The organism is uncultured Thiohalocapsa sp., from assembly GCF_913062725.1.
GTDB lineage: Bacteria > Pseudomonadota > Gammaproteobacteria > Chromatiales > Chromatiaceae > Thiohalocapsa.
This window is the reverse complement of the sequence record NZ_CAJXWY010000049.1, coordinates 1-22,772: the sequence shown is the minus strand read 5'-3', so window position 1 is coordinate 22,772 and position 22,772 is coordinate 1. Positions and strand designations below refer to the sequence as shown.

Genomic DNA, 22,772 nt, shown 5'->3' with positions numbered 1-22,772 from the left:
CTACGCGAAAAGCGTCCAGCTGCTGCCCAGCCGGGCCCGCCGGTGATACCCGGGACGGCGCGTTGCCGTGCGCACGTCGACCCGTCGCATCCTTTTCGCTTTTGCGGGCTGGGGGCGGCGGGTGAGGGTCTCGAGCGCGGGGATGCGGCCGTGAGGCCGCCGGGGACGTGTCCACGGCGTTCCTCGCCCGCCGCCACCCGGGCGCGCTGGCGCCTGCGCCGAAAAGTGATGTCCGCCGGGTATCCATGCCGATGCCGCGCTAGACTGACGCACCCCATCGGATGCGCCCGGGCGAACTGAGCAGCCGGCGCCACACCGGAGGAAACTACCAGGCCGAGCGCGCCAAGCCAAACCCACCGGGCCGAACGCACCGGGTCGGCGACCAAGGCGCAGCCGCATCAGAGTACGCCCCATGCAAAGCCCCATCTGCGAGTCCATCTATGCCATCCCCCGCTGGGGAGAGGGGTATTTCCACATCAACGCCGCGGGCCATCTCGCCGTTCGTCCCGACCCCAGGTCGGCGGCAGACATCGACCTGGCGCTGCTCGCCCGGCGCCTGCGCGACGAGGGCCTGTCCCTGCCGGTGCTGGTGCGCTTCGACGACATCCTGCGCCACCGGGTGCGCACCATGCGCGCGGTCTTCGAAGGCGCCATGGACCGACTCGACTGGCGCGGCACCTACCGCCCCGTCTATCCCATCAAGGTCAATCAGCAGCAAAGTGTGGTGCGCGCCATCCTGAGCGGCGGCGGCATCGGCCTCGAGGCCGGCAGCAAGCCCGAGCTGATGGCGGTGCTCGCCCTGGCGCCCGAAGGTGGCATGGTCATCTGCAACGGTTACAAGGACCGCGAATACGTTCGGCTCGCCCTCATCGGCCGCCGCCTCGGGCTCGCCGTGCATATCGTCATCGAAAAGCCCTCGGAGCTGGAGTTGGTGCTCGAGGAGGCCGCCCGGCTCGGCGTCGAGCCCCTGCTCGGCGTGCGCGTGCGCCTGGCCGCGGCGGCGGCGGGCAACTGGCAGAACAGCGGCGGCGAGCGGGCCAAGTTCGGCCTCTCGGCGCAACAGGTGCTGACACTGGTGTCACGCCTGCGAGACAACGGCGGCCTCGGCTGGCTGCGACTGCTGCACGCCCACCTCGGCTCACAGATCCCGAATCTCGCCGACATTCGCGCGGGTGTGACCGAGCTGTGCCGGTTCTATACGGACCTGGCCGCACACGGCTGCAAGCTTGACACCCTCGACATCGGCGGCGGGCTCGGCGTCGACTACGAGGGCACCCGCACCCGCGCTTACTGCTCGGTGAACTACGCCCTGGCCGATTATGCCGACGCCATCCTGGGCACCGCCGCCGGCATCTGCCGGGAAGCCGGCGTGGCCGACCCGCACATCGTCACCGAATCGGGCCGGGCGCTGTCTGCGCACCATGCCGTGCTGATCATGGACGTGCTCGACCGCGAGCACGCCGGCGGTCTCGCGCTGACGGCGGATACGCCACCCGCGGACACGGTGGACGCCGGCACGAATCTGGCGGTCCTGCAACAGACCCTGACCGAGGCCGATGCGGGCGCGCCGCTGGCGCTCTTCGAGCGCGCCGAGGCCGCCGTCCTGGCCGTGCGCGACGACTTCGCCGCCGGCCGCCTGAGCCTGAGCGCACGCGCCCGCGCCGACGAGTGCTACGCCGCCATCTGCCGTGCGCTGCGGGCGCGGCTGTCGCATGCGAGTCGCCGCCAGCGGGAGCTGTTGGATCGCCTCAACGGCGAGCTGGCCGATAAGCTGTTCTGCAACTTCTCGCTGTTTCAATCCCTGCCGGATGTCTGGGCCATCGACCAGATCTTTCCCATCGTGCCCTTGCAGCGGCTGCATGAGGCGCCGACGGAGCGCGGTGTGGTGCACGACCTGACCTGCGACTCCGACGGTTGTATCGGTCACTACGTGGACGCCGACGGCATCGAGGCGAGCCTGCCGGTGCACGCCTTCGACCCGCGCGCAGACACCTATCTGCTGGGGGTGTTCATGGTGGGCGCCTACCAGGAAATCCTCGGCGACATCCACAACCTGTTCGGCGACACCGACGCGGTCAACATCGCCCTGGACCCACAGCACCCGGAGGGCTATCGCCTGTCGGAGCCCGAGCGCGGCGACTCCGCCGACGAGCTGTTGGGCGATGTGCACTTCGAGCCGCGCGAGCTCCTCGCCCGCTACCGCCGACGCATCGACGCCACCGGGCTGCCGCGCGGCGAGCGCGAACGGCTCTACCTGGAGCTGAAGGCCGGGCTGTATGGCTATACCTATCTCGGCAGCCTGTGAGCCCGGCGGCACGGCAATCATCGGCGCCCGATGCCCGACGTGCGCGGCGATGCCCTGGGCCATTCTCGAGCACCGGGGCGTGAAACGTGCGGCGATTCGCCCTATCTGACGAGTTAGTCAAAGCCAAAGCAGCCGTCTCTGAGCCTCATGCCCATCATGCGCCCTCGCCCCACCCCCCTGATCCGGCTTGCCACATGGCTCCTCGGCGGCGGCCTCGCCGTCGGCCTGGTGTCGGCGGCGGCCGCCGAGCCGGCGCCGGTGACACTCGCCGCGGTGGAGCGGCAGGTGTTGCGCGAGCAGGCGATGTTGTCCGGCACCACCATCGCCCGGCGGCGCACGGCGTTGTCGCCGCGGGTCGATGGACTGGTCACCGAGCTGTTCGTCGATGCGGGCAGTCTGGTGGCGGCCGGTGACCCCATTCTGGCGCTGGATGATCGGCTCGAGACGCACAACGTCGAGGCCGCCGCGGCACGGGTGCAGGAGGCGCAGGCCAATCACCAGGACGCGCTGCGCGTGCGCGACGAGCTGCTGCGCCTGAAAGAAGGCCGGCACGCGTCAGAGACGGATATCCGCTCGGCGATCGCCCGCGTGGACATGGCCGCCGCGGCGCTCGCCGCCGAGCGCGCGGCCCTGGCCAGGGCCGAAGAGGTGCAGCGCCGGCATCGGCTGACAGCGCCCTTCGCCGGCATGATCGTGGCCCGCAACGTCGAGGTCGGCGAATGGGCCAAGCGCGACGAGGCCGCTGTAGAGCTGGTGGCGCTGGATGTGCTGCGCATCCGCGCCACACTGGCGCAGACGGACTTCGCGCGGGTGCGCCGCGGCGCCACCGCGACGGTGCGCTTCGATGCCCTCCCCGACCAGACCTTCCGCGGCGAGGTCCATGCGCGGGTCGCGAGCGGTGATCCGCGCTCGCGCACGTTCCCGCTGCTCATCGACCTGCCGAACCCCGACGGTCTGCTGGCGCCCGGCATGTCCGCGCGGGTGCAGGTCGATCTCAGCGGCGGCGATCGGGAAGTATTGACGGTGCCGCGGGATGCCATCGTCGCCAAGGCCGACGGCACCCGGCAAGTCTGGCGGGTAGAGACCGAGGACGGTCTCCTCAATGCCTACCCCGTGGAGGTCGCCATCGGCCGCGCGGATGGCGACCGGCTGGAGGTCACCGCCGACGCGCTGGCCGCCGGCGACCGCGTGGTGATGCTCGGCAATGAGTCGCTGCAGCCCGGCCAGACGGTGTCACCCCAGAGCGCCGACGCCACCCCGCGGGCGGCGGAGACGGTCGCCCTGGACGAGTAACCGACGCCTGCCATGTTCAAGCTCGCCATCGAACGCCCGGTGATCCTCACCGTGGCCATCCTGCTCCTGGCCCTGTTCGGGATCCTGTCCATTTTCAACGTGCCGGTGCAGATGATCCCGGATCTGGACGCGCGGGTGGTGACCGTCAGCACCAGCTGGCCCGGCGCCGCACCCCAGGATGTGGAGAAGGAGATCGTCGTCGAGCAGGAGAAATATCTCGGGCGTATCCCCGGGCTCGAGCGCATGGTGTCCACCGCCAGCACCGGCAGCGCCGACATCGAGCTGGAGTTCCCGTTCTCGGTGCCGATGGAAGAGGCCCTGCTCAACGTCAACAACGCCCTCTCCCAGGTGCCGGGCTACCCTGAGAACGTGGATCAGCCGAGCATCAGAGCGGAGGCCTTCTCCAGCAATGCCTTCATGTACTTCCGGCTCATGCCGGAGAGCGGCGCCTTCACCGAAGCGGAGATCGTCGCGCTGCGGGACTGGGTGGAGGAGTACGTGGTGCGGGCCATGGAGCGGGTGCCGGGCGTGTCCAGCGTCGGCCTGCGCGGCGGCGCCGAGCGCCAGCTCAAGGTGTTCGTGGACCCGGTGCGCCTGGCCGAGCGCGGCATCAGCCTGACGGCGCTGCGCGAAGCCATTCGCGCGCGCAACCGGGACGTCTCCGGCGGCGACCTCGACAGCGGCAAGCGGCGCTACTTGCTGCGGACCATCGGCCGCTTCGACAGCCCGCAGGCGCTGGAAGAGCTGGTCATCGCCGAGCGCGATGGTGCCTTCATCCGGCTCAAGGACGTCGGCCGCGCCGAACTCGATTACGCGGAAGTCCGCAGCTACGCCTACTCCGAGGGCAAGCCGGTGCTGGGCTTCGCGGTGAGCCGGCAGATCGGCAGCAACGTCATCCAGATCAAGCGCGACATGATGGCGAAGGTGGCGGAGCTGAACACGACGCTGCTGCAGCCCAAGGGCCTCGAGCTGGTACGCACCGCCGACGACGTCGTCTACGTCACCGATGCCATCGACGTGGTCGAGCGCAACCTCGCCATCGGCGCTGTGCTGGCGACCCTGGTGTTGTTCCTGTTCCTGCGCTCCCTGCCGGCAACACTCATCGGCGCCATCGGCATCCCCATCTGCACCGTGGCGGCCTTTCTGGGGCTCATGCTCACCGGGCGCACCATCAACGTGATTTCCCTGGCCGGTGTGGCCTTCGCCATCGGCATGACGCTCGACAACAACATCGTGGTGCTGGAGAACATCTTCCGCCACCTGAGCCAGGGCAAGGCGCGGCTCAGGGCGGCGCTGGAGGGCGTGCGCGAGGTCTGGCCCGCGGTGCTGGCTTCCACGCTCACCACGGTGGCGGTGTTCCTGCCCGTGGTGTTCGTGCAGCAGGAGGCGGGGCAGCTCTACTCGGACATCGCCATCGCCATTTCCGCGAGTATTCTCATGTCCATGCTGCTGGCCATCACGCTGGTGCCGGCGGCCGCAGGTCGCTGGCTCGCGGCGCCGACGGTGCCGCGCCGGCGCCGCCTGCTGGAGCGCGCGGGCGGCGCCTTCGCCGCCGCGGTGCTCGCCATGGTGCGCTGGCTGGCCCGGGGCCTGGTGCGGCCCCTGTTGGTCATCGCCCTGGTGCTCGGGATCGCCGGGGCCATCATCTGGACCCTGACGCCGGATGCCGAATACCTGCCGGAGGGCGAGGAGTCGAAGATCTTCACCCTGATGTTCGCCCCGCCGGGCTACAACATCGACATGATGCGCCGCGCCTTCCAGGACGTGGACCAGGACTTCTACCCCGCCGTGGGCCAGGACCCGGCACTGTTCGCCGCCGGCGAGACAGACGTGCCGGCGCTCAACTTCACCATTGGCTTCGCCAACCAGAGCCGGGTGTTCGTGGTGCGCGAGGCCACCGACCGCCGCCAGACCGGCGACCTCATGCGCGTCGCCAGCGAGAAAACCAGTGCGCTTCCGGGCCTGCGCAGCTTCTCCAGCCGCGGCTCCATCTTCTCGGGCAACTTCGGCGGCACCCGCGCCATCAATATCGAGATCAGCGGCCCGGAGCTGGCGACCCTGTTCGACGCCGCCCGCCGGGTACAGGCCAAGGCGAGGGCGATCTTCGATGGCCCGCGGGTCAAGTCCGAGCCCTCGGCGCTGACGCTCGGCCAGCCTATGCTGGAGGTGCGCCCGGACTGGGAGCGGGCGGCGGAGCTCGGCATCTCGCCGGGGGATCTCGGCTACACCGTCTGGGCCTACTCGGACGGCGCCTTCGTGGACGAATTCTTCGTGGATGACGACGAGATCGATATCTTTCTGTACAGCACCGCCGGCAACATCGAGCGCCCCCAGGACCTGGAGCGCCTGATGCTCTACGCCCCCAACGGCGGCATCGTGCCCCTGTCCGCCGTCGCCCGGCTCGAGGAGAGCGTCAACACCGAGACCATCCGCCGGGTGGATGGGGACCGCACCATCACCATGACCGTGATCCCGCCGGACGACGTGCCGCTGGAAGAGGGCGTGCGCCGTGTGCAACAGGACATCGTTCAGGGCATGCCGGCGGCGGGCGAGCTGCCGGCGGGCATCCGCCTGCAGCTGAGCGGTGCCAGCGATCGGTTACAGGCCACCATGCGGGCGCTGGCGGGCAACTTCGCCGTGGCGCTGCTCATCGCCTATCTCCTGATGGTGGCGGTGTTCAGCCATTGGGGCTGGCCGCTTTTGATCATGACCAGCGTGCCGGTGGGCATCAGCGGCGGCATCGCCGGCCTCTGGCTGCTGAACCTGGGCGGCGCGCACCTGGACAAGATCGGGCTGTATCCCATCCAGCAGCCCTTCGACATGATCACCATGCTGGGCTTTCTGGTGCTCATCGGCACCGTGGTGAACAACCCCATCTTGATCGTCGAGCGCGCCGTGACCAACGTGCGCGATCAAGGGCTCGCCATCATGGACGCCGTCACTGAGGCGGTGCGGGTGCGCATCCGGCCCATCATGATGTCCATGGTCACCACCGTCGCCGGCCTGTCGCCGCTGGTGTTCAACCCCGGGGCCGGCACCGAGCTTTACCGGGGGCTCGGCGCCATCGTGCTGTTCGGACTGCTGTTCAGCACCCTGGTGACGCTCACCTTCATGCCGGCGCTGTTGGCATTGACCCTGCGCTTCGTGCGTCCGGCAACACAGCCGACGATGGCGCACCATCCCGCCGAGGCATTGACCGATGCAACACGCTGACTGAGGAACACAGCGATTGCCTGGCCATGCTGGCCAAACATCGGCCGGCGTCGGGAGACGCGGTCTTCCGGCTGCCACATCGTCAGCGCCCGGCGCTGAACAAGACACCGCTGAAACCGGCTGGGCATCCCGCGCCGTCCGGGAAGCGCCGATCAATCGGCGTTTCCTCAGGGGTGGCGGTCAACCGCGCACCCAGTTCAGGTCTTGGGGATCGGGGTCGGGCGCCATCAGGCCAACGGCGTCTGCGCCCGCACCCGTGCCGTCGTCGCCGGCCTCGTCCCAGAACTTGCGACCGAGCGCGTCGATCTGCAGTACCCCATCACCCGCCTGGGCACCGGTGGGTGTCGCTTGCAGGATGAACGCATCAGCGCTGACTGGCCCGGCGAAGCTCATGGCATAGCCATCGGCGCTGGTGGCGATGGCCGGCGGCGCGTCATCGGCGCCGCCACAAATGTTGTCCTCACCGGGGTTGTAGCAGCCGGTTTCGGTGTAGATGCGCTCCATCCATTGGGCGAGGCGCATCAGCTCCGCCTTCGCCGTGGCGCGTCGACCACTGCGCACCTGCTCCTGATAGCTCGGGTAGGCGAGTGCCGCCAGGATGCCCAAAATCGCCATCACCACCAGCAACTCCACCACAGAGAAGCCCCGTCGCCGGCGATACGCGACGGGCGGGGCACGGCGCCGCACACCCTCTGGCCCGCGGCAGAGGGCTCGCCGACAGCCCCAGGGCCTCTCGTCAGTCCAATTGCAGCCAGGTCCGCCAGCCGTGTGCATTGGCCTCCTCGAGCTGAATCAAGTGGCCCGCCGAGGTCGAGAAGACGCTTTTCAGCTTGCCACCACCAACCCCGATCAGCGTCGGCGCTGAATAGCGTCCGGCGCCCGGCGCCGTCACCACCCGAAGACTGCTCGCGACGACACTGTCACCGGTCTGCGTGCGCAGTAGATCCGCCGCGTCGAGCTGTCCGTCCAAATTGGCGTCGAAGGGTGCCACCGCCGGTCGCGAGCCGTCGATGGCATCGAGGGCATTGATCCAGCTGGCGCCGCCGTCGCCGCAGCCACCATCGGGTCGCATCGAGACGAAGACGACGCGGCCGTGGCGCACCTGCGGCGCCGAGAGCACGCGTTCCGAGCCCCGGCAATCGGCGTTCGACTCAACGGGTTGCAAGTCAAGCATCCAGCCCCGGGGCTCCGCCACGCTGCGGGTCGGCACGGCGGTGCTGATCCGCCCCAGGCTCACCACCTGGCCGTCGGCGCTGACGCCGGCGTCGTCCTGGATGAATGCATGCGCCAGCAGATCGCGGCGCGCCGGGACGTCGAATCGACCGCCGCGCCAGTAACGCGCCGTATCCCAGATGCCGTAGAACGTCTGCACGGCTTCCGCATGCTGGTCCGTCGCATGCGCCGGCCGGCCCGTGCCAAACAGCAGCAGATGGCCGCCATTCGGATGCCTGGCGAATGCGATGCGGCTGGTAATCGGTTGACAGTTGCCCGCCGCGTCTGTGGCGGTGAAGAGCCTCACCGGCGCCGCATCGAGATCGGTCAGATCGAAGCGCCAAAGATTGCCGAACAAATCGCCGGCATAGGCCCGGTCAGCCACGAGGTCACCGTCCTCATCGAGCGTCGAGACCTCACCGAGCCCATTCGCAGGCGGCATAGTGGCTTCGCTCGGGGCCTCACCCACGATACAGGTCGCCGAGCCGTCGCCAGCCGCGGGACTGGGCACATCATCAGCACCTGCCCCCGTATCCATCAGGGCCCGGATTCTCTGCGCATCGTCGCCCGCCAGATTCAGCACGTACAAAACCGCGTTGCCGGTTTGGCTGATCGTGCAGTTGCCGGCAGCGCCATCACCGTGTGCCGCACAGGCATCGGTGTCTTCGCCCCCGATATTGCGGTTACCGCCACCGTTGCCGACCAGCACCACCCAGACCGGATCATCGATGCCGTTGTCGGTATCGTCGATACGAACAATGGCCGGCTTGCCGGCGGTGTAGCCCATGTCGCGACCATCCAGGCCGTCATCGTGCCCCGACGCATCCGTGAACTCCCACAGCACCAAGTCACGAGCGGCCGCAGCGGTGTTCGGCGGGTGGGGATCGGTGACATCCAGGGCGAAGACACCCTGTGCGCCGGCACCGAAGCTGCCCACCAGGATCGATCGCCAAGGGTTCGTATCGGCATCGACATCGGGCAGCTCGGCATCCGAATAACTCAGCGCTCCGGCCACGAAAGCCCGCTTTGGCCGATCGCCGCTGCCGTAGGCCGGGTGCGTCAAGTCCGCCAGGCCGGCGTACACCGCGGCGGGGACATAGGCGAAGGCTTCGACGAGTGCGGTGGTGCTGGCATCGGCGTCGAAAGCATGGAGCATGCCGTCGTTTGCCCCCAGGTAGACCATGAGCGGGCGATCCTTGTGCGCCGCTCGAAAGGCAGCGTAACGCGCATCCCTGAAGAGCTGCCGCGGTGGCCCGACCACGAGCGGGCCGCTCCCCTGCAGATGACCGATCGGCAGATCGCCGAGCAGCGTTTCACGCTGACGCAGGCCAGCAACTTCCGCACCACGCAGCCAAGCGATGACGTCGCCCGCGACGACCGGCTGCGGCTCGTCAGCCGTGAGCGCCTGCTGCTGCGCCACGCTGAGCCGCTCGACGCTCTGGGCATTGAATGGCACCGGCTCGCCGGCGGCCGCTGCCCACGTGAAAATCACCCGCTCCGCCGCCGGGCGAAACGCCGTGGCCACGCGCGTGCTCTGGTAGGGCACGTTGGGAGTATCACAGAGCGCGCCGCGGGGCAGCCCGTGACAGGCGTGCCCAGGCGCTTCGCGTCCCGTCGCGAGACGCAGGGAACGCAGCTCACCGGACCCGGTGTCTGGCCGGGAGACGGCCTGGAAGATGCGGGGGACCGTTGGCAGCGCGCCGGCGGTGACGGCCACCGCGGCGCCCGCCACCGTCGCCGCAGCGGCCACCCCGGCAGTCGATGCGTCCCCGGGGGCGAGCGTGCCAGCCGGCGCCATTTCGCTGGCGGCGGCGGTCATGCTGAAGCCCGCAGCGCTAAGGCACGCGAGCAGCAGCCGGCACCCATGTGTGCGCGTCGCCCGCGCCAGCCGGCACATGGGCTCGACAGGCCCGGTGATGCGTGGCGCCCTCATTGCGGGAAGTGCTTGACGATGGTGGACTGCAGTAGGGCGCGCGCCTGCGCGTTGCCACCGAAGCCGACGCTGATCACGGTGTAGTAATAGGTGACGGACTGGCCGAAGGAGTTGGCCTGGGTATCCGGCGAGGTATGCTCTTCGAGCGCTTCGATGTAGATCCGCGGCTGCATGATCACGCCTGGGATGGCGACGGCCGCATCACTCTGCGGCGCATTGGGGAGCATGCTGGTGAGCTCGGGATAGGCAACCCCGAAGTCGTCCCCGCCCGCTTGCAGTTCGCTGAGCGGCCGCCGCCAGTGCTCGATGACAGCGGCGCGGCGCTGACACGGGTGATCGGTGGAGGCGCCATCCGTGAGCGTCTCCGCCGCCGCCACCGAGCATGCGGTCCAGACATACGCCGCACCATCGTCGGCTGGCACGATGGGAGCGTCCTGCTCTTCGACATAGGTCAGGCCCACCTGCAGTCCCGCTTCCGCCGCCTGCAGCGCGATATTGTTCTGTCGCATGTTGCCGGCGAGCCGCTCCTGCAGGACCGTCGTCCGTTGCGCGCCGACGCCGATCAGCGTGACCGCCAGCAGGATCACCAGCCCGAAGATGAGAATGGCACCGCGTTGATGCCGCAGCGCTCGACACCGATGGCCGCGGGGGGCGTGGTATGCGTGTCGCGCCGTCGCCGTCATTCCCACAGCGCCCAGGGCGTCGCGGCGCGCAGCGCGACGTCGAACCGAAAGCGCTGATAGAGCCGAGTGTCGGGCGGATAGCCGGCGCCGAGGCGATCCTTTGGGTTCTCGTTCGGCGGCCAATCGGATTGGGTCGGCGCACTCGGCTCGCGCGCGCTGTGCGCGTCTTCGGTGGTGAGCAGCAATTCGACGGCCACGGAGCGCACGCTGGCCCATTGTCCCTGCGCGGCCACCGAAATCGCGCTCGAACCGTGGTAGTCGAGGACGCCATCGGCATTCTCATCGCCACTGTAGGTCAGCCGCAGATCGGCGACGTTGGGCACGAGCACCTGACTGCTGCCGTCACCGCGACCGCGATCGTACACGCATAGCGCAGGCCGATAACCCTCCGGCATCCCCTCCCCGGACGCCGATGGTCGGCAATTGTCACGTCCAGCGCCCGCTTGCACGGTGCCATCGTGCACGCAGCACACGTAGAAAATGCGATAGAGTAATGGATACACCATCGTCCGGGGGGCATCCGGCTCCCGGTTGTACGGCGCCGCACCCGCATAGGTCGCATCGACACGCAGATGCGTCACCGCATTCATGGCACCGTCATGGGAGAGGGTCGTCGTTGGCCCCGCTTCGGGCTCACTGACCGCGAACACATGCGCGTACAGGCAATTCGAGATCAGGGCGAGATCGCCGGCGTGGAGGTCGATCGCCGACGCCAGTGCGATGGGGGCAGTGCCATCGTCGCCCAAGCCGTTGGTGACCGCCGCACCCCGTGGATCGATACCCCATGCCACGAAGACATCGCCACCGACGTAGCGGTCCGCAACATTGGCTGCGACCGCAGCGGGAAGATTGGTGAAACGCGCGGCCTTGGTGAGGTCCGCACCCTGATCGTAACCGAGCGCTCCGTGGATGCTCAGATAGTCGTCTTCGCCCAGGGCGCAGCCATCCGCCAGCAGATCACAGGCCTTGACCGTGAGCGTACCCTGTGCCTCGTGCATGGCGAGGTTTTTGCAATCCGTCGATCGCGTCGGGCGCATGGCTTTCGCGAGCAGTGTGGACGCCACCCGGCCGTTCTCCTGCAGCCGGGCGAATGCCTCCTCGCGCGCATAGCTGGCGTTGGCACGGGTGAGCAGCTCGGTGAGTCCGAGCACCACAACAGCGCCCACGGCGAGGGCGACCATCAGTTCCACCAGCGAGACGCCGGCGACAAGACGCGCCGGGTTGGCGCGGGCCACCGGGGAGCACCGCTGCTGGACACGATCCCCCGGGGCGCTCATGTCGGCACGCGTGCGCAGATGCGAAACTCCAGCGCTTCTACGGAGCGCGCGGCGGCCTCAGCCCCGTAGGCGCCCTCACCCACCACTGCCGCCGGCTCGGCACGGCTGTCGTTCCAGCGGATGGTGATGGCGCAGTGGCCCGAGTTGCAGACGGCACCGGTGCAATCGAGGGTGGCAAGGGCCGCATCGGCGGGTTTCTTCAAGGGTGTGCGGCCGAGCTCCTGCGCCCAATCCGCAAACATCGGATGCTGTGCAGGGGCATCGGTGTCGACCTTGAGGCCGTTGAAGCCTGCGGGGTCGGCGCGCATCCGATCCACCAGCGCAGAGGCCGCAAGCGTTGCGTGCGCGCGCAGGTAAGCGCTGTGGTTGCTGCGCATCGCCGCCAGTTGCAGGCCGGCGACACCAAGGACGCCGATGGCGATGACGAAGAGCGTCACCATCACCTCCACCAGCGAGAAGCCACGAACGCGCGTGCTACGGCGCTGAAACATCATGCTCGACCTCGGTGCGACCCACATCATGCCCGGTGCAGTTCAATGGTCTGGTCAGCCGCCATCCAACCCGCGAACACCGGGCACCCAGCTGCGATGGGCACGGCTTCAGTGTTGCCACCCGCGGGCCGCTGCACAGCCGCGTTGCCACGAGGCGGGGCGCGGCAGGCGCACGCGTTCCCCGCAGGGCAACCGTGGGCGATTGCGCTGCCACACCCCGTCGGGGATACCGTCTCGGTCCGATCAGAAACCCCATGGCGTAAGTATAGGGGATGTGCTTATGGCGATATAAGGAAGCAACCTAGGGTAATCGGGCGCGTGCGGCTGGCGGTATGCGCACCGACGGGCAATCGCATCGGCACGACCAGCGGAATCGACGGGGGACGCGTGCGATCAGGACGGGGCGTTCTACGGACAATTGAACGGGGCGGGTCGTCAGCACGGGCGCAGGTGGCAGGAGACAGCCGGCGCCGGGGCACCGATAGGCGGCGGCATCGGGCCGCAACCAAGGCCCGGCGCAGGCATGCCTTGGGGCCGGGCTCGTCGCATCGCCCTGTTGCGACTGCAGCAGGACGACGCCGGGGTCAGTGTGTGCCGCCGGTTGGGGTCGGTGCGCGCGGTGTCAGGTCTCGGGATGAGGTTCCTTCAGCGTCACCAGTTCTTCGGCGCTCACCGGGTGGATAGCCACGGTGGCATCGAACTGGGCCTTGGTTGCGCCCATTTTTACCGCCACCGCGAAGCCCTGTAGCATTTCATCGACGCCGTCGCCCACCATGTGGATGCCGACCACGCGCTCATCAGCGCCGACGCAGACGAGCTTCATGGCCGTTTGCGGTCCCTGATGATTGAGCGCATAGCGCATGGGTTGGAACTTGGTCTGGTAGATGGTGATCTTCTCGCCCGAGGCACGCGCGTCCTGCTCGGTGAGCCCCACGGCACCCGCCGGTGGATGCGCGAAGACCACGGTGGGGATATTCTCGTAATCCAAGCGGCTGTTCGGCCGATCGCCGAACAGCCGCTCGCCGAGGCGCCGCCCAGCGGCGATGGCGACGGGCGTCAACGGTGCACGGCCGGTGATGTCGCCGAGGGCATAGACGCCGGCGACGCTGGTGTTCTGAAACGCGTCCGTTGGGATGACACCATTGGGCAGCACGTCGACGCCTGCGGCGTCCAGGCCCAAGCCCTCAGTATTCGGCCGGCGGCCGACGGCCCAGAGCACGGTATCGAAGCCGGTCAGTGCCTGGTGCTCTTTGCCGATGACCGCGATGCCATCGTCACGGCGCTCGAGGGCAGCCACGGCAAAGGGCAGGTGCATGTCGATGCCGTCTTGCGTCATGTTGGCGGCGACGGTCTCGCTGACCATGGGATCGAAGGTCTCGAGCACCCGGCTCTCGAGCGCCACCACGGTGACCGCCGAGCCCAGGGCACGCATCACGCCCGCCAGCTCCACACCGATGTAGCCACCGCCGACGACACAGACCCGCTTGGGCTGCTCGCGCAGCGCAAAGAAGCCATCGGACGTGATGCCGAGCTCGGCGCCCGGCACCGGCGGCACGATGGGCCGCCCGCCGGTGGCGATAACGATGTGATCGGCTGTGTACTGAGTGCCGTCGACCACGACCGTGTGCGCATCCACGAAATGCGCATCACCGTGGATGTGGGTGATGCCCTCGCCCTCGACATAGCCGTTCCAGAAGTCGAGGATGCCGCCGATGAAGCCTTCCCGACCAGCCACCAGGGCAGCCCAGTCGACACCTTCGAGCCGGGCATTGATGCCCATTTCCGGGGCATGGCGCACGTCGGCGGCCAGGTTGGCCGCGTACCACATGACCTTCTTCGGTACACAGCCGACGTTCACGCAGGTGCCGCCCAGCTTATGACGCTCGATGACGGCGGCACGCGCGCCGAAGGCAGCGGCCTTCTCGGCGACGGCGAGGCCGCCGCTGCCGCCGCCGATGGCAATCAGGTCGAAATGGGTATCCATAGCCGATCTCCGGAGCTGACAGTTGCGCAGGCGGGACAGACGCCGTGCGCAGGGAGGGTTTGGGATTGGTGGTCATTGAAGCCTGGCCGGGGGACGCCGGGCAATGCGTTGCCGCAACACACAATACCGCCCGGGATGGGTGCAAAGACGCGGGCGAGCGTTCCGGCGACGGTCTCCAGGCCCCGTCTGCGTGCGGGGGGCGCCAGAACGGCGACAGGCGCATCGGCCTGCCTGGAGTCGTTGCCCACGGCGGCAGTCGCCGTGGGCAACGGTGGCAGCGACGCTCGCTTAGCGGCTAGCCATCCACTGCTCGAGATCGTCGGAGCCGCCGATCTTCTGACCATTCACGAACACCTGGGGCACGCTGGTCGCAGCGGCCACGGCGCGCAGGGTCTCCTCCGTGTAGTCCTTGTTCAGCACCAGTTCCTCGAACTGCATGCCAGCGTCTTTCAGCATGGTCTTGGCCTTCGCGCAGAACGGGCAGCCCGGGCGGGTGAAGATGGTGATATCTGCGGGCTTGTGGGCGCTCGGCGCCACATAGGCGAACATGGTATCGGCGTCGGAAACGTGGAAGGGGTCGCCTGGCTCGTCCGGCTCGATGAACATTTTGTCGATGACGCCGTCCTTCACCAGCATGGAGTAGCGCCAGGAGCGCTTGCCGAAGCCTAAGTCATCCTTGTCGACGAGCAAGCCCATGCCGTCGGTGAATTCGCCGTTGCCGTCGGGGACGAAGGTCAGGTTGTCGGCGTTCTCGTCCTCTTTCCAGGCGTTCATGACGAAAGCGTCGTTGACCGACATGCAGATGATGTCGTCCACGCCATTGGCCTTGAAGGCGGGCGCCAGCTGGTTGAACCGCGGCACGTGCGTCGAGGAGCAGGTGGGGGTGAAGGCGCCGGGCAGGGAGAAGACGATGACCGTCTTGCCCTTGAACAGCTCATCGGTGGTGACGTCCACCCAGTCCGCGCCCTGACGGGTGCGGAAAGTGACCTGCGGGACGGGTTGACCGGTGCGATCTTGCAGCATGGTGTATGACTCCGGGTTGGAAAACGTTGGCGAGGGTCGTGCGGCCTGTGCCACCGCGACAGCCCTATGATGCGGGCACCTCCCGCCTGAGCAAAATGGGATGTTTGGATGGCATCGATCGTCAATGACGATCGATAGAGGGAAAACCTATAGAGGTCAGCAATTGAGAACGCAAGACGGGTGGATCGGGATGTGGCGCCACTGCAGCGGCCTGCTCGCACGCGTGCGGATCATGGCGCAAACGCCGATGCGATCCTTGCGCTCAACGAGCACGGGTCGCGCCCCGAAGCCGTCACCCCCGGCGCGGATGTAAGTGCCGAGGGGCAGCGGAGCTGCGACTGCAGAAGGCGTTTGCGATCGTTCGCGAGGGGATGCGGGAGCGTGCGGGGCGACTGCGCGTTCGGATGACGGAGATCGAACTGTGGCCACGAGGAGGCGCCGAAGTCGCTCCCAGGGCGCTCGAGGCGGTGGCGCAGCGGTTGCAATGGGCCGTGGAGCGCGGGTCCGGGTCGGCCTCGAGGGCACCGGTGGTGGACTTCGGACCGCCCCGCATCGCCAAGCGGTGCGAATGTTCGGCGCCGTCGTTGTCGCCACCGGCTTGGTACGCTTGCCTGATTGACGTCGTCTTTCGTAGCAGCGCCCTGCTCTCCATCCAGCGCCCCGCATAGAGCCGCCACCAACCCGGCAGTACCCGTCGCGTCGGGACCGTCGGGTACCACGGGTTGGGGGGCGGTCGGCGAGCGACGCTGCGGCCGTGCCGCGGCCTGGTCATGCCATCAGTTGGGAACAATAACGCTGTCGATCACATGAATGACGCCGTTGCTTGCGGCGATGTCCGTCTTGACCACGTTGGCACCGTCAACGGTCACGCCGTCACTGGTATCGATGGTGATGCTGCTGCCTTGCACCGTCTGGGCGCTATTCATACCCGCCACGTCGGCGGCCATCACCTTGCCCGGCACCACGTGATAAGTCAGCACGGCGGTCAGCGCATCTTTGTCCGCGAGTAGCGCCTGGAGGTCGGCCTCGGGGATCTTCGCGAAGGCTTCGTCCGTCGGGGCGAACACTGTGAAAGGTCCCTCGCCCTTCAACGTCTCGACTAAGCCCGCCGCCTTGACGGCCGCCACCAGCGTCGTGAAATCGTCGGCACCGACGGCGACATCGACGATATCAGCGTCGGCGGCGCCCTTTTCTGCGGACACCTTCAGTGCCTGCGCCGGCTGCGTGCCCCAATACATCGCCGGATGCATGGAAACCCTGGGCGCCGGCGGTGCCATCGTCGGCGCAGGGTAGCGGTAGTGATGGTAGCCGCCCGCCGCCGCCCACCGCGGTGAGTTGTAACGACCGTAGGCTGCAGCAGCTGGCGCGTAGCTCTTGCCATAGCCGGCACGCATGTGACTGCAGCCTTCACCGGCGAAGGCGTCGCCGACGCTGCCGAGGTTAAGGCCGAGGGCGAGCAGAGCAGCGATAACAAGGGTGGAGTGACGCAACGTCATGGGGTGACCTCTCAATCGATGTGGGGTCGTGCCGACGAGGGATGTCGTCGACGCCAACAACGTCTGTTCACTTCCGCAGATCACAATGGGCAAAACCTGGTCGGCCCGCAGCGCACAACCGCACGAGCGGGATCGACGCGCGCGGTGCTCGCCGGCCGCAACGCAGACCCAAAAAAGCCCCGCCGGCGACGCCGACGGGGCTCCGAAGCCGGGGCGCAAGCCAACGCTGCGCCCCTGGGCCGATGCCGAGATGCTGGCGGCGTGCTACAGCTGGTGCTCGCGCAGCATCCCTTCCCGGTGCTTTAGGCCAGCGGCTTCGCCGGCGAGATGACGACGGCGGTGTCGCCGTCTTTCTTCTTGCCGCCGCAGCTCTTGCCGTCACCGGCGACGGCGCCGCCGACGGACAGCATCAGGCCGAAGAAGAGGGCGGTGGAGAGGGTGAGGAACGACTTGGTCATGGTGGTGCACCTGCTTGGAGTGTGGGCCCGCACCGCGGTGGCTGGCGCGGATGGCTTGCTCGACAAAGACTGGACAGTACGCCAGCCCTCACGACCGCGACATTACGCCCGCCGACGGCGATTACAACACCACAAACCTTGAGTGTTTGCCTCGGCTCGGGCCTCAGGTGATGACATCCGGGGCCGCGCGGCCCGTACGCGCCTCGATTTGCGCCAGTGCCCGCGCGGTGACGACGAGCGGCGCCAGGGCCTCTTGCACCGGCTGATCGTGCCGTTCGGGGTTGGGCTCGTAACGCTCGATGTAGACCCGCAGCGTCGCGCCCTGGGTGCCGGTGCCGGAGAGCCGGAAAACGATGCGCGAGCCGCCCTCGAAGCCCACCCGAACGCCCTGCTGTGCGGCGATACTGCCGTCCACCGGGTCGGTGTAGCTGAAATCGTCCGCATAGGCGACGGTCAGTTCGCCGAGACGCTTGCCCGGCAGGTCTGGCAGCAAGAGGCGCAGGTGATCCATGAGCGCAGCCGCCGCGCCCGCATCCACGGCCTCGTAGTCGTGGCGGGTGTAGATGTTGCGGCCGAAGCGCCGCCAGTGCTCGCGCACGATCTCGGCCACGGATTGGCGCTTGACGGCCAGCAGATTCAGCCAGAACAGCACCGCCCAGAGGCCGTCTTTTTCGCGCACATGATCGGAGCCGGTACCGAAGCTTTCCTCGCCGCAGAGTGTAATGCGCCCGGCGTCCAGCAAATTACCGAAGAATTTCCAGCCGGTGGGCGTCTCATAGCAATCCACCCCCAGTTCTTCGGCCACGCGGTCCGCCGCCTGGCTGGTGGGCATGGAGCGCGCCACACCGGCGATGCCACGCTTGTAGCCGGGCGTGAGATGGGCATTGGCCGCGAGCACCGCCAGGCTGTCGCTGGGGGTGACGAAGAAGTCCTTGCCGAGAATCATGTTGCGATCGCCGTCGCCGTCCGAGGCGGCGCCAAAATCAAGGCCCGTGGCGCCCTGGGTCAGGGCCACCAGCGTGTGGGCGTGCACCAGATTCGGGTCCGGATGGCCGCCGCCGAAGTCCGGCAGGGGCTTGCCGTTCATCACGGTGCCGGGCGCCGCGCCCAGGCGGTTCTCCAGGATCTCAACGGCGTAGGGCCCGGTGACCGCGTGCATGGCATCGAAGCCCATGCGAAAACCGCCGGAGTTGAACAGCTGGTGGATGGCGTTGAAGTCGAACAGACTCTCCATCAGCTCGGCGTAGTCCGCCACCGGATCCAGCACCTGCACCGTCATGCCGTCGAGCGGCTGCTCACCCAGGGCGTCCAGATCCACGGGGCCCTGATCGCTGATCAGATAGCGGTCGATGCTGGCGGTGCCCGCGTAGATGGCGTTGGTGACGGATTCCGGCGCCGGGCCGCCGGCATCGATGTTGAACTTGATGCCGAAGTCCTCCTCCGGGCCGCCGGGGTTGTGGCTGGCCGACAGGATGATGCCGCCCTGCGCCTTGTACTTGCGGATGATGCACGAGGCCGCCGGCGTGGAGAGAATACCGCCCCGGCCCACCAGCGCCCGCACCACGCCGTTGGCGGCGGCCATGCGCAGAATGATCTGGATGGCCTCGCGGTTGTAGAAGCGGCCGTCGCCGCCGACCACCAGGGTGCCGCCGCTGAGCCCCCGCTGGGTGTCGAAGATGGCCTGGACAAAATTCTCCAGATAGTGCGGCTGCTGGAAGGTTTTGACCTTCTTGCGCAGGCCGGAGGTGCCCGGCTTCTGCCCGTCGAACGGCTGAGTTGAGACTTGCGTGGCTGCCATCCCCGATTCCCCTTGATTTCGCGCAGGTATGCCTACATGGACTGCGGCGCATCGGCGGCCGCTGCGTTTGCGATTCTACGGCATCCGCCCCTGCTGACGCCCGGCCGGCCGCCCCTATCCGACAGCAAGCAAACACTGAAAGACCCATGACCGTCGAAGCCCACAAGGAAACCCTCGAATTCAAGGCCGAGGTGAGTCAGGTCCTGGACCTGGTCATCAGCTCGCTCTACTCCAACAAGGAGATCTTCCTGCGGGAGCTGATCTCCAACGCCTCCGACGCCGCCGAGAAGCTGCGCTTTGAATCCCTTACCGACGAGCAGCTGCTCGAGGACGACCCCAATCTGCGCGTGCGGGTGCTGGTGGACAAAGACGCCGGCACCGTCACCGTCTCCGACAACGGCATCGGCATCAGCCGCCAGGAGATGATCGATACCATCGGCAGCATCGCCAGCTCCGGCACCCGGCAGTTCGCCGAGGCCCTGCGCGCCGCCCAGGGCGCGGCCGAGCAGGGCGACGCCGATCAGGGCGGCGCCGCCGGCGAGGAGCTCATCGGCCGTTTCGGCGTTGGCTTCTACGCAAGCTTCATCGTCGCCGACAACGTCACCGTCATCTCCCGTCGCGCCGGCCTCACCGCCGAGCACGGCGTGCGCTGGCAGTCCGACGGCCGCGGCAGCTACACCCTCGAGACCGTCGACAAGCCCGCCCGCGGCACCGACGTCATCCTGCACCTGAAAGACGACGAGAAAGAGTTCCTCGAGCCCTGGCGACTGCGCACCATCATCGGCAAGTTCTCCGACCACATCGCCATGCCGGTGGAAATGGAGAAAGAGGACCTCGGCGACGATGAGCAGGAGGCAGGCGAGGACAAGGCCGACGAGGCGGCCAAGGCCCCTGAGTTCGAGCAGGTCAACAAAGGCACGGCGCTGTGGATGCGCAACAAGGCCGACCTCTCCGACGACGACTACAAGGCCTTCTACAAGCACATCTCCCACGACTTCGACGAGCCGCTGGCCTGGGCGCACAACCGGGTGGAGGGCAGCAACGAATACACCGCCCTGCTGTTCCTGCCCAAGCGCGCCCCCTGGGACCTGTGGGACCGCGAGCAAAAGCACGGCGTCAAGCTCTATGTGAAGCGCGTGTTCATCATGGACGAGGCGGACAAGCTGATGCCGCACTGGCTGCGCTTCATCAAGGGCGTGGTGGACTCCGACGACCTGCCGCTGAACGTCTCCCGCGAGATCCTGCAGCACAACCGCAAGATCGACACCATCCGCGGCGCCAACGTCAAGCGGGTGCTGTCGCTGCTCGAGTCCCTGGCGAAGGACGAGCCCGAGAAGTATCAAACCTTCTGGGGCGAGTTCGGCCGCGTGCTGAAGGAAGGTCCCGCCGAGGATTTCCAGAACCGCGAGCGCATCGGCGGACTGCTGCGCTTCGCCAGCACCCACAACGCCGAAGACACCCAGAACGTCGCGCTGGACGCCTACATCGAGCGCATGCAGGAGGGGCAGAAGGACATCTACTACATCACCGCCGACAGCCCCGCCGCCGCCCGCCACAGCCCGCACCTGGAGGTGTTCAAGAAAAAAGGCGTGGAGGTGCTGCTGCTCTCCGACCGGGTCGACGAATGGCTGGTGAGCCACCTGCACGAGTACAAGGGCAAGCACCTGCAATCCGTCACCAAGGGCAAGCTCGACCTCGGCGACCTCGCCGACAAGGAAGACCAAGAGAAGACCGAGCAGGCCGAGAAGGAGCATGAAGACCTGCTCAAGCGCCTGAAGGACTCCCTCGGCGAGCGCGTGAGCGACGTGCGTGTGTCGACGCGGCTGGTGGACTCACCCGCCTGCATCGTGGTGGGCGAGCACGACATGAGCGCCAACCTGGCCCGGGTGCTGAAAGCGGTCGGCCAGGAGGCGCCCGATATGAAGCCGACGCTGGAAGTGAATCTGGACCACCCGATGGTGAAGCGCCTGGAGGCGGAGAGCAATCAATCCCGGTTCGACGATCTGGGCATGATCCTGTTCGACCAGGCCCAGCTCGCCGAGGGCGGCCAGCTGGACGACCCCGCCGCCTTCGTCGGCCGGCTCAACAAGCTCATGATGCAGATGTTCATGAGCGGCGCCTGACGACGGGCCGCGGCGTGACGACAACGCCGCTCAGGATTCTGCGCACAGGGATGTCCGCGGCACCAGGGTCCGCCGATCCACCTCGTGGGTGTCGAGCATCGCGTAAGGATCAACGGGCGCTGGTCGGCTTCGACGCGAAGACGCCAGCGCCTTGTGTGCGCGCCTGCGCCGGACATTATCCCCAGAATTTCAGGATACCGACGACCAGACCGCCGGTGGTGAGGGTGATGGTGAAGGACCAGCGCATGAAGTTGTCCATGCGTTGCTGTAGCCCGCGAATATCCTGTTGAATGCTCTCAAAGCGCTGGTCCACCTGCTCAAAGCGCTTGTCCACTTGCTCAAAGCGCTGGTCCACTTTCTCTAAGCGCTGGTCCACTTTCTCTAAGCGCTGGTCGACTTGCTCCAAGCGCTTGTCCACCTGCTCCAAGCGCTTGTCCACCTGCTCCAAGCGCTTGTCCACCTGCTCCAAGCGCTTGTCCATCTGCTCCAGGCGCTTGTCCACCTGCTCAAAGCGCTGGTCGACTTGCTCCAAGCGCTTGTCCATCTGCTCCAGGCGCTTGTCCACCTGCTCCAAGCGCTTGTCCATCTGCTCCAAGCGCTTGTCCATCTGCTCAAAGCGCTTGTGCATATCTTCGCGCATGGCCGCAAAGCGCTCGTCCATGCGCTCGAACCCTTCGCGCATCAGCTCGCGCTGGTGCTTCAGCGCCTCCTCCACGCGCACCATGCGCTCACGCAGCTCAACCTCGTACACCACTGGCGGCTTCCCGAGACTCTGCTCCGTCAGCCAGTCACCGATATGCCGCCTGACGTACTCACCGATCTGCTGAAGATCCTCTTGGGCCAAGGTCATCCGTACGTCCTCCGCTGTGTGCTCATGCCGCCTAGTGTCCGACAGCGGGGCCGGGTTGTCGATGCCAGCGCTGTGCGGGTGGGGCAGTGGGCCCGCCGGACATCCCACACAGTCGGCTGCGGCGGCGCCGTGCCACAGCAGTGACAGGTTGGCTGGCTGGCGGAACACAAGGCGACCGTCGACCAGGCCCCCGGTGGTGGAGGGCAGGATGCCAATCAGCGCTTAAAACGATCCGTGCGCTAACGAACGGGCAGCCGACTGACATGTTCCTCGGCCTGTTTGCGACCGCGCTCGCATCACCGGCGCTGACCAGGAAACCATCATCGACACGCTCAATGGCCGGGTCATGGCCGATGTGTCACCGTATCTCGCGACCAAAGACTTCCAATGCGGCTCGGTTCACAGCAAATAGCGCTGCGCAGTCCATCGCTTGTTACGGCTAAGGCTCGCAGCGACCCCACAGGGTTTCAATTGCCCGATCGAGGGACAGGGCATCAGGCGTGACATGACGCCCTCATCATGTGAATCCGTGAGGTGAATGGCGCCAAACGGCGGCTTCCATCGAATGGCATGCACCCAGGTCAGCAATTGGTCACGATGAAAGAAAATGGCGCCAGAATTCCACAACATTCG

Annotated in this window: 16 protein-coding genes; 4 read left to right on the top strand and 12 right to left on the bottom strand. The window is 67.3% G+C overall.

Going from position 1 to position 22,772, the window contains the following annotated elements:
• The first annotated feature begins 412 nt into the window (after positions 1-412).
• From speA to QZ588_RS13280, 3 genes are all read left to right on the top strand, one after another.
• Positions 413-2,305 (top strand): biosynthetic arginine decarboxylase, encoded by a 1,893-nt coding sequence (gene speA / locus QZ588_RS13290; protein WP_295543427.1) that lies wholly within the window; start codon positions 413-415, stop codon positions 2,303-2,305.
• Positions 2,306-2,461: 156 nt separating this feature from the next.
• Positions 2,462-3,598 carry an efflux RND transporter periplasmic adaptor subunit gene (locus QZ588_RS13285; RefSeq protein WP_295543426.1) on the top strand — a complete coding sequence of 379 codons (1,137 nt, stop codon included), beginning with the start codon at positions 2,462-2,464 and terminating at the stop codon, positions 3,596-3,598.
• Positions 3,599-3,610: 12 nt separating this feature from the next.
• A complete protein-coding gene (locus QZ588_RS13280) occupies positions 3,611-6,811 on the top strand; it encodes an efflux RND transporter permease subunit (RefSeq protein ID WP_295543425.1) in 3,201 nt (1,066 codons plus the stop codon).
• Positions 6,812-6,991: 180 nt separating this feature from the next.
• Here QZ588_RS13280 and QZ588_RS13275 read toward each other — a convergent pair whose 3' ends face one another.
• From QZ588_RS13275 to QZ588_RS13230, 10 genes are all read right to left on the bottom strand, one after another.
• Positions 6,992-7,498: a type IV pilin protein gene (locus QZ588_RS13275; RefSeq protein ID WP_295543424.1), complete on the bottom strand. Its 507-nt coding sequence runs from the start codon at positions 7,496-7,498 to the stop codon at positions 6,992-6,994.
• 49 nt (positions 7,499-7,547) lie between these two features.
• Positions 7,548-9,842, bottom strand: a complete 2,295-nt coding sequence (locus tag QZ588_RS13270) for a PilC/PilY family type IV pilus protein (protein WP_295543423.1) — start codon at positions 9,840-9,842, stop codon at positions 7,548-7,550.
• A gap of 110 nt (positions 9,843-9,952) precedes the next feature.
• A complete protein-coding gene (locus QZ588_RS13265; protein WP_295543422.1) occupies positions 9,953-10,639 on the bottom strand; it encodes a PilX N-terminal domain-containing pilus assembly protein in 687 nt (228 codons plus the stop codon).
• The gene (locus tag QZ588_RS13260; protein ID WP_295543421.1) at positions 10,636-11,916 is read right to left on the bottom strand and encodes a PilW family protein; all 1,281 of its coding nucleotides are present in this window, start codon (positions 11,914-11,916) and stop codon (positions 10,636-10,638) included. Before QZ588_RS13260 ends, QZ588_RS13265 begins: the two co-directional genes overlap by 4 nt.
• On the bottom strand, positions 11,913-12,410 hold the full coding sequence (pilV, locus tag QZ588_RS13255; RefSeq protein ID WP_295543420.1) for a type IV pilus modification protein PilV: 498 nt from the start codon (positions 12,408-12,410) through the stop codon (positions 11,913-11,915). Before pilV ends, QZ588_RS13260 begins: the two co-directional genes overlap by 4 nt.
• A gap of 619 nt (positions 12,411-13,029) precedes the next feature.
• Positions 13,030-14,391, bottom strand: a complete 1,362-nt coding sequence (gene gorA, locus QZ588_RS13250; protein WP_295543419.1) for a glutathione-disulfide reductase — start codon at positions 14,389-14,391, stop codon at positions 13,030-13,032.
• A 288-nt stretch (positions 14,392-14,679) separates the two neighbouring features.
• Positions 14,680-15,414, bottom strand: a complete 735-nt coding sequence (locus QZ588_RS13245) for a glutathione peroxidase (protein ID WP_295543418.1) — start codon at positions 15,412-15,414, stop codon at positions 14,680-14,682.
• A gap of 776 nt (positions 15,415-16,190) precedes the next feature.
• Positions 16,191-16,910, bottom strand: coding sequence for a fasciclin domain-containing protein (locus QZ588_RS13240; RefSeq protein WP_295543417.1), 720 nt, complete (start codon positions 16,908-16,910; stop codon positions 16,191-16,193).
• 302 nt (positions 16,911-17,212) lie between these two features.
• Entirely contained in the window at positions 17,213-17,368 is a 156-nt protein-coding gene (locus QZ588_RS13235) for a hypothetical protein (RefSeq protein WP_295543416.1), read from the bottom strand.
• Between the two features lie 163 nt (positions 17,369-17,531).
• On the bottom strand, positions 17,532-19,166 hold the full coding sequence (locus QZ588_RS13230) for an alpha-D-glucose phosphate-specific phosphoglucomutase (RefSeq protein WP_295543415.1): 1,635 nt from the start codon (positions 19,164-19,166) through the stop codon (positions 17,532-17,534).
• Positions 19,167-19,312: 146 nt separating this feature from the next.
• Here QZ588_RS13230 and htpG point away from each other — a divergent pair, with 146 nt between their 5' ends.
• A complete protein-coding gene (gene htpG, locus QZ588_RS13225; RefSeq protein ID WP_295543414.1) occupies positions 19,313-21,289 on the top strand; it encodes a molecular chaperone HtpG in 1,977 nt (658 codons plus the stop codon).
• Positions 21,290-21,464: 175 nt separating this feature from the next.
• Here the strand turns inward: htpG and QZ588_RS18140 are convergent, their stop codons facing one another.
• A complete protein-coding gene (locus QZ588_RS18140; RefSeq protein WP_366929571.1) occupies positions 21,465-22,139 on the bottom strand; it encodes a hypothetical protein in 675 nt (224 codons plus the stop codon).
• 399 nt (positions 22,140-22,538) lie between these two features.
• On the bottom strand, positions 22,539-22,772 hold a 234-nt coding region (locus QZ588_RS13215; RefSeq protein WP_295543413.1), incomplete at its 5' end, for a hypothetical protein.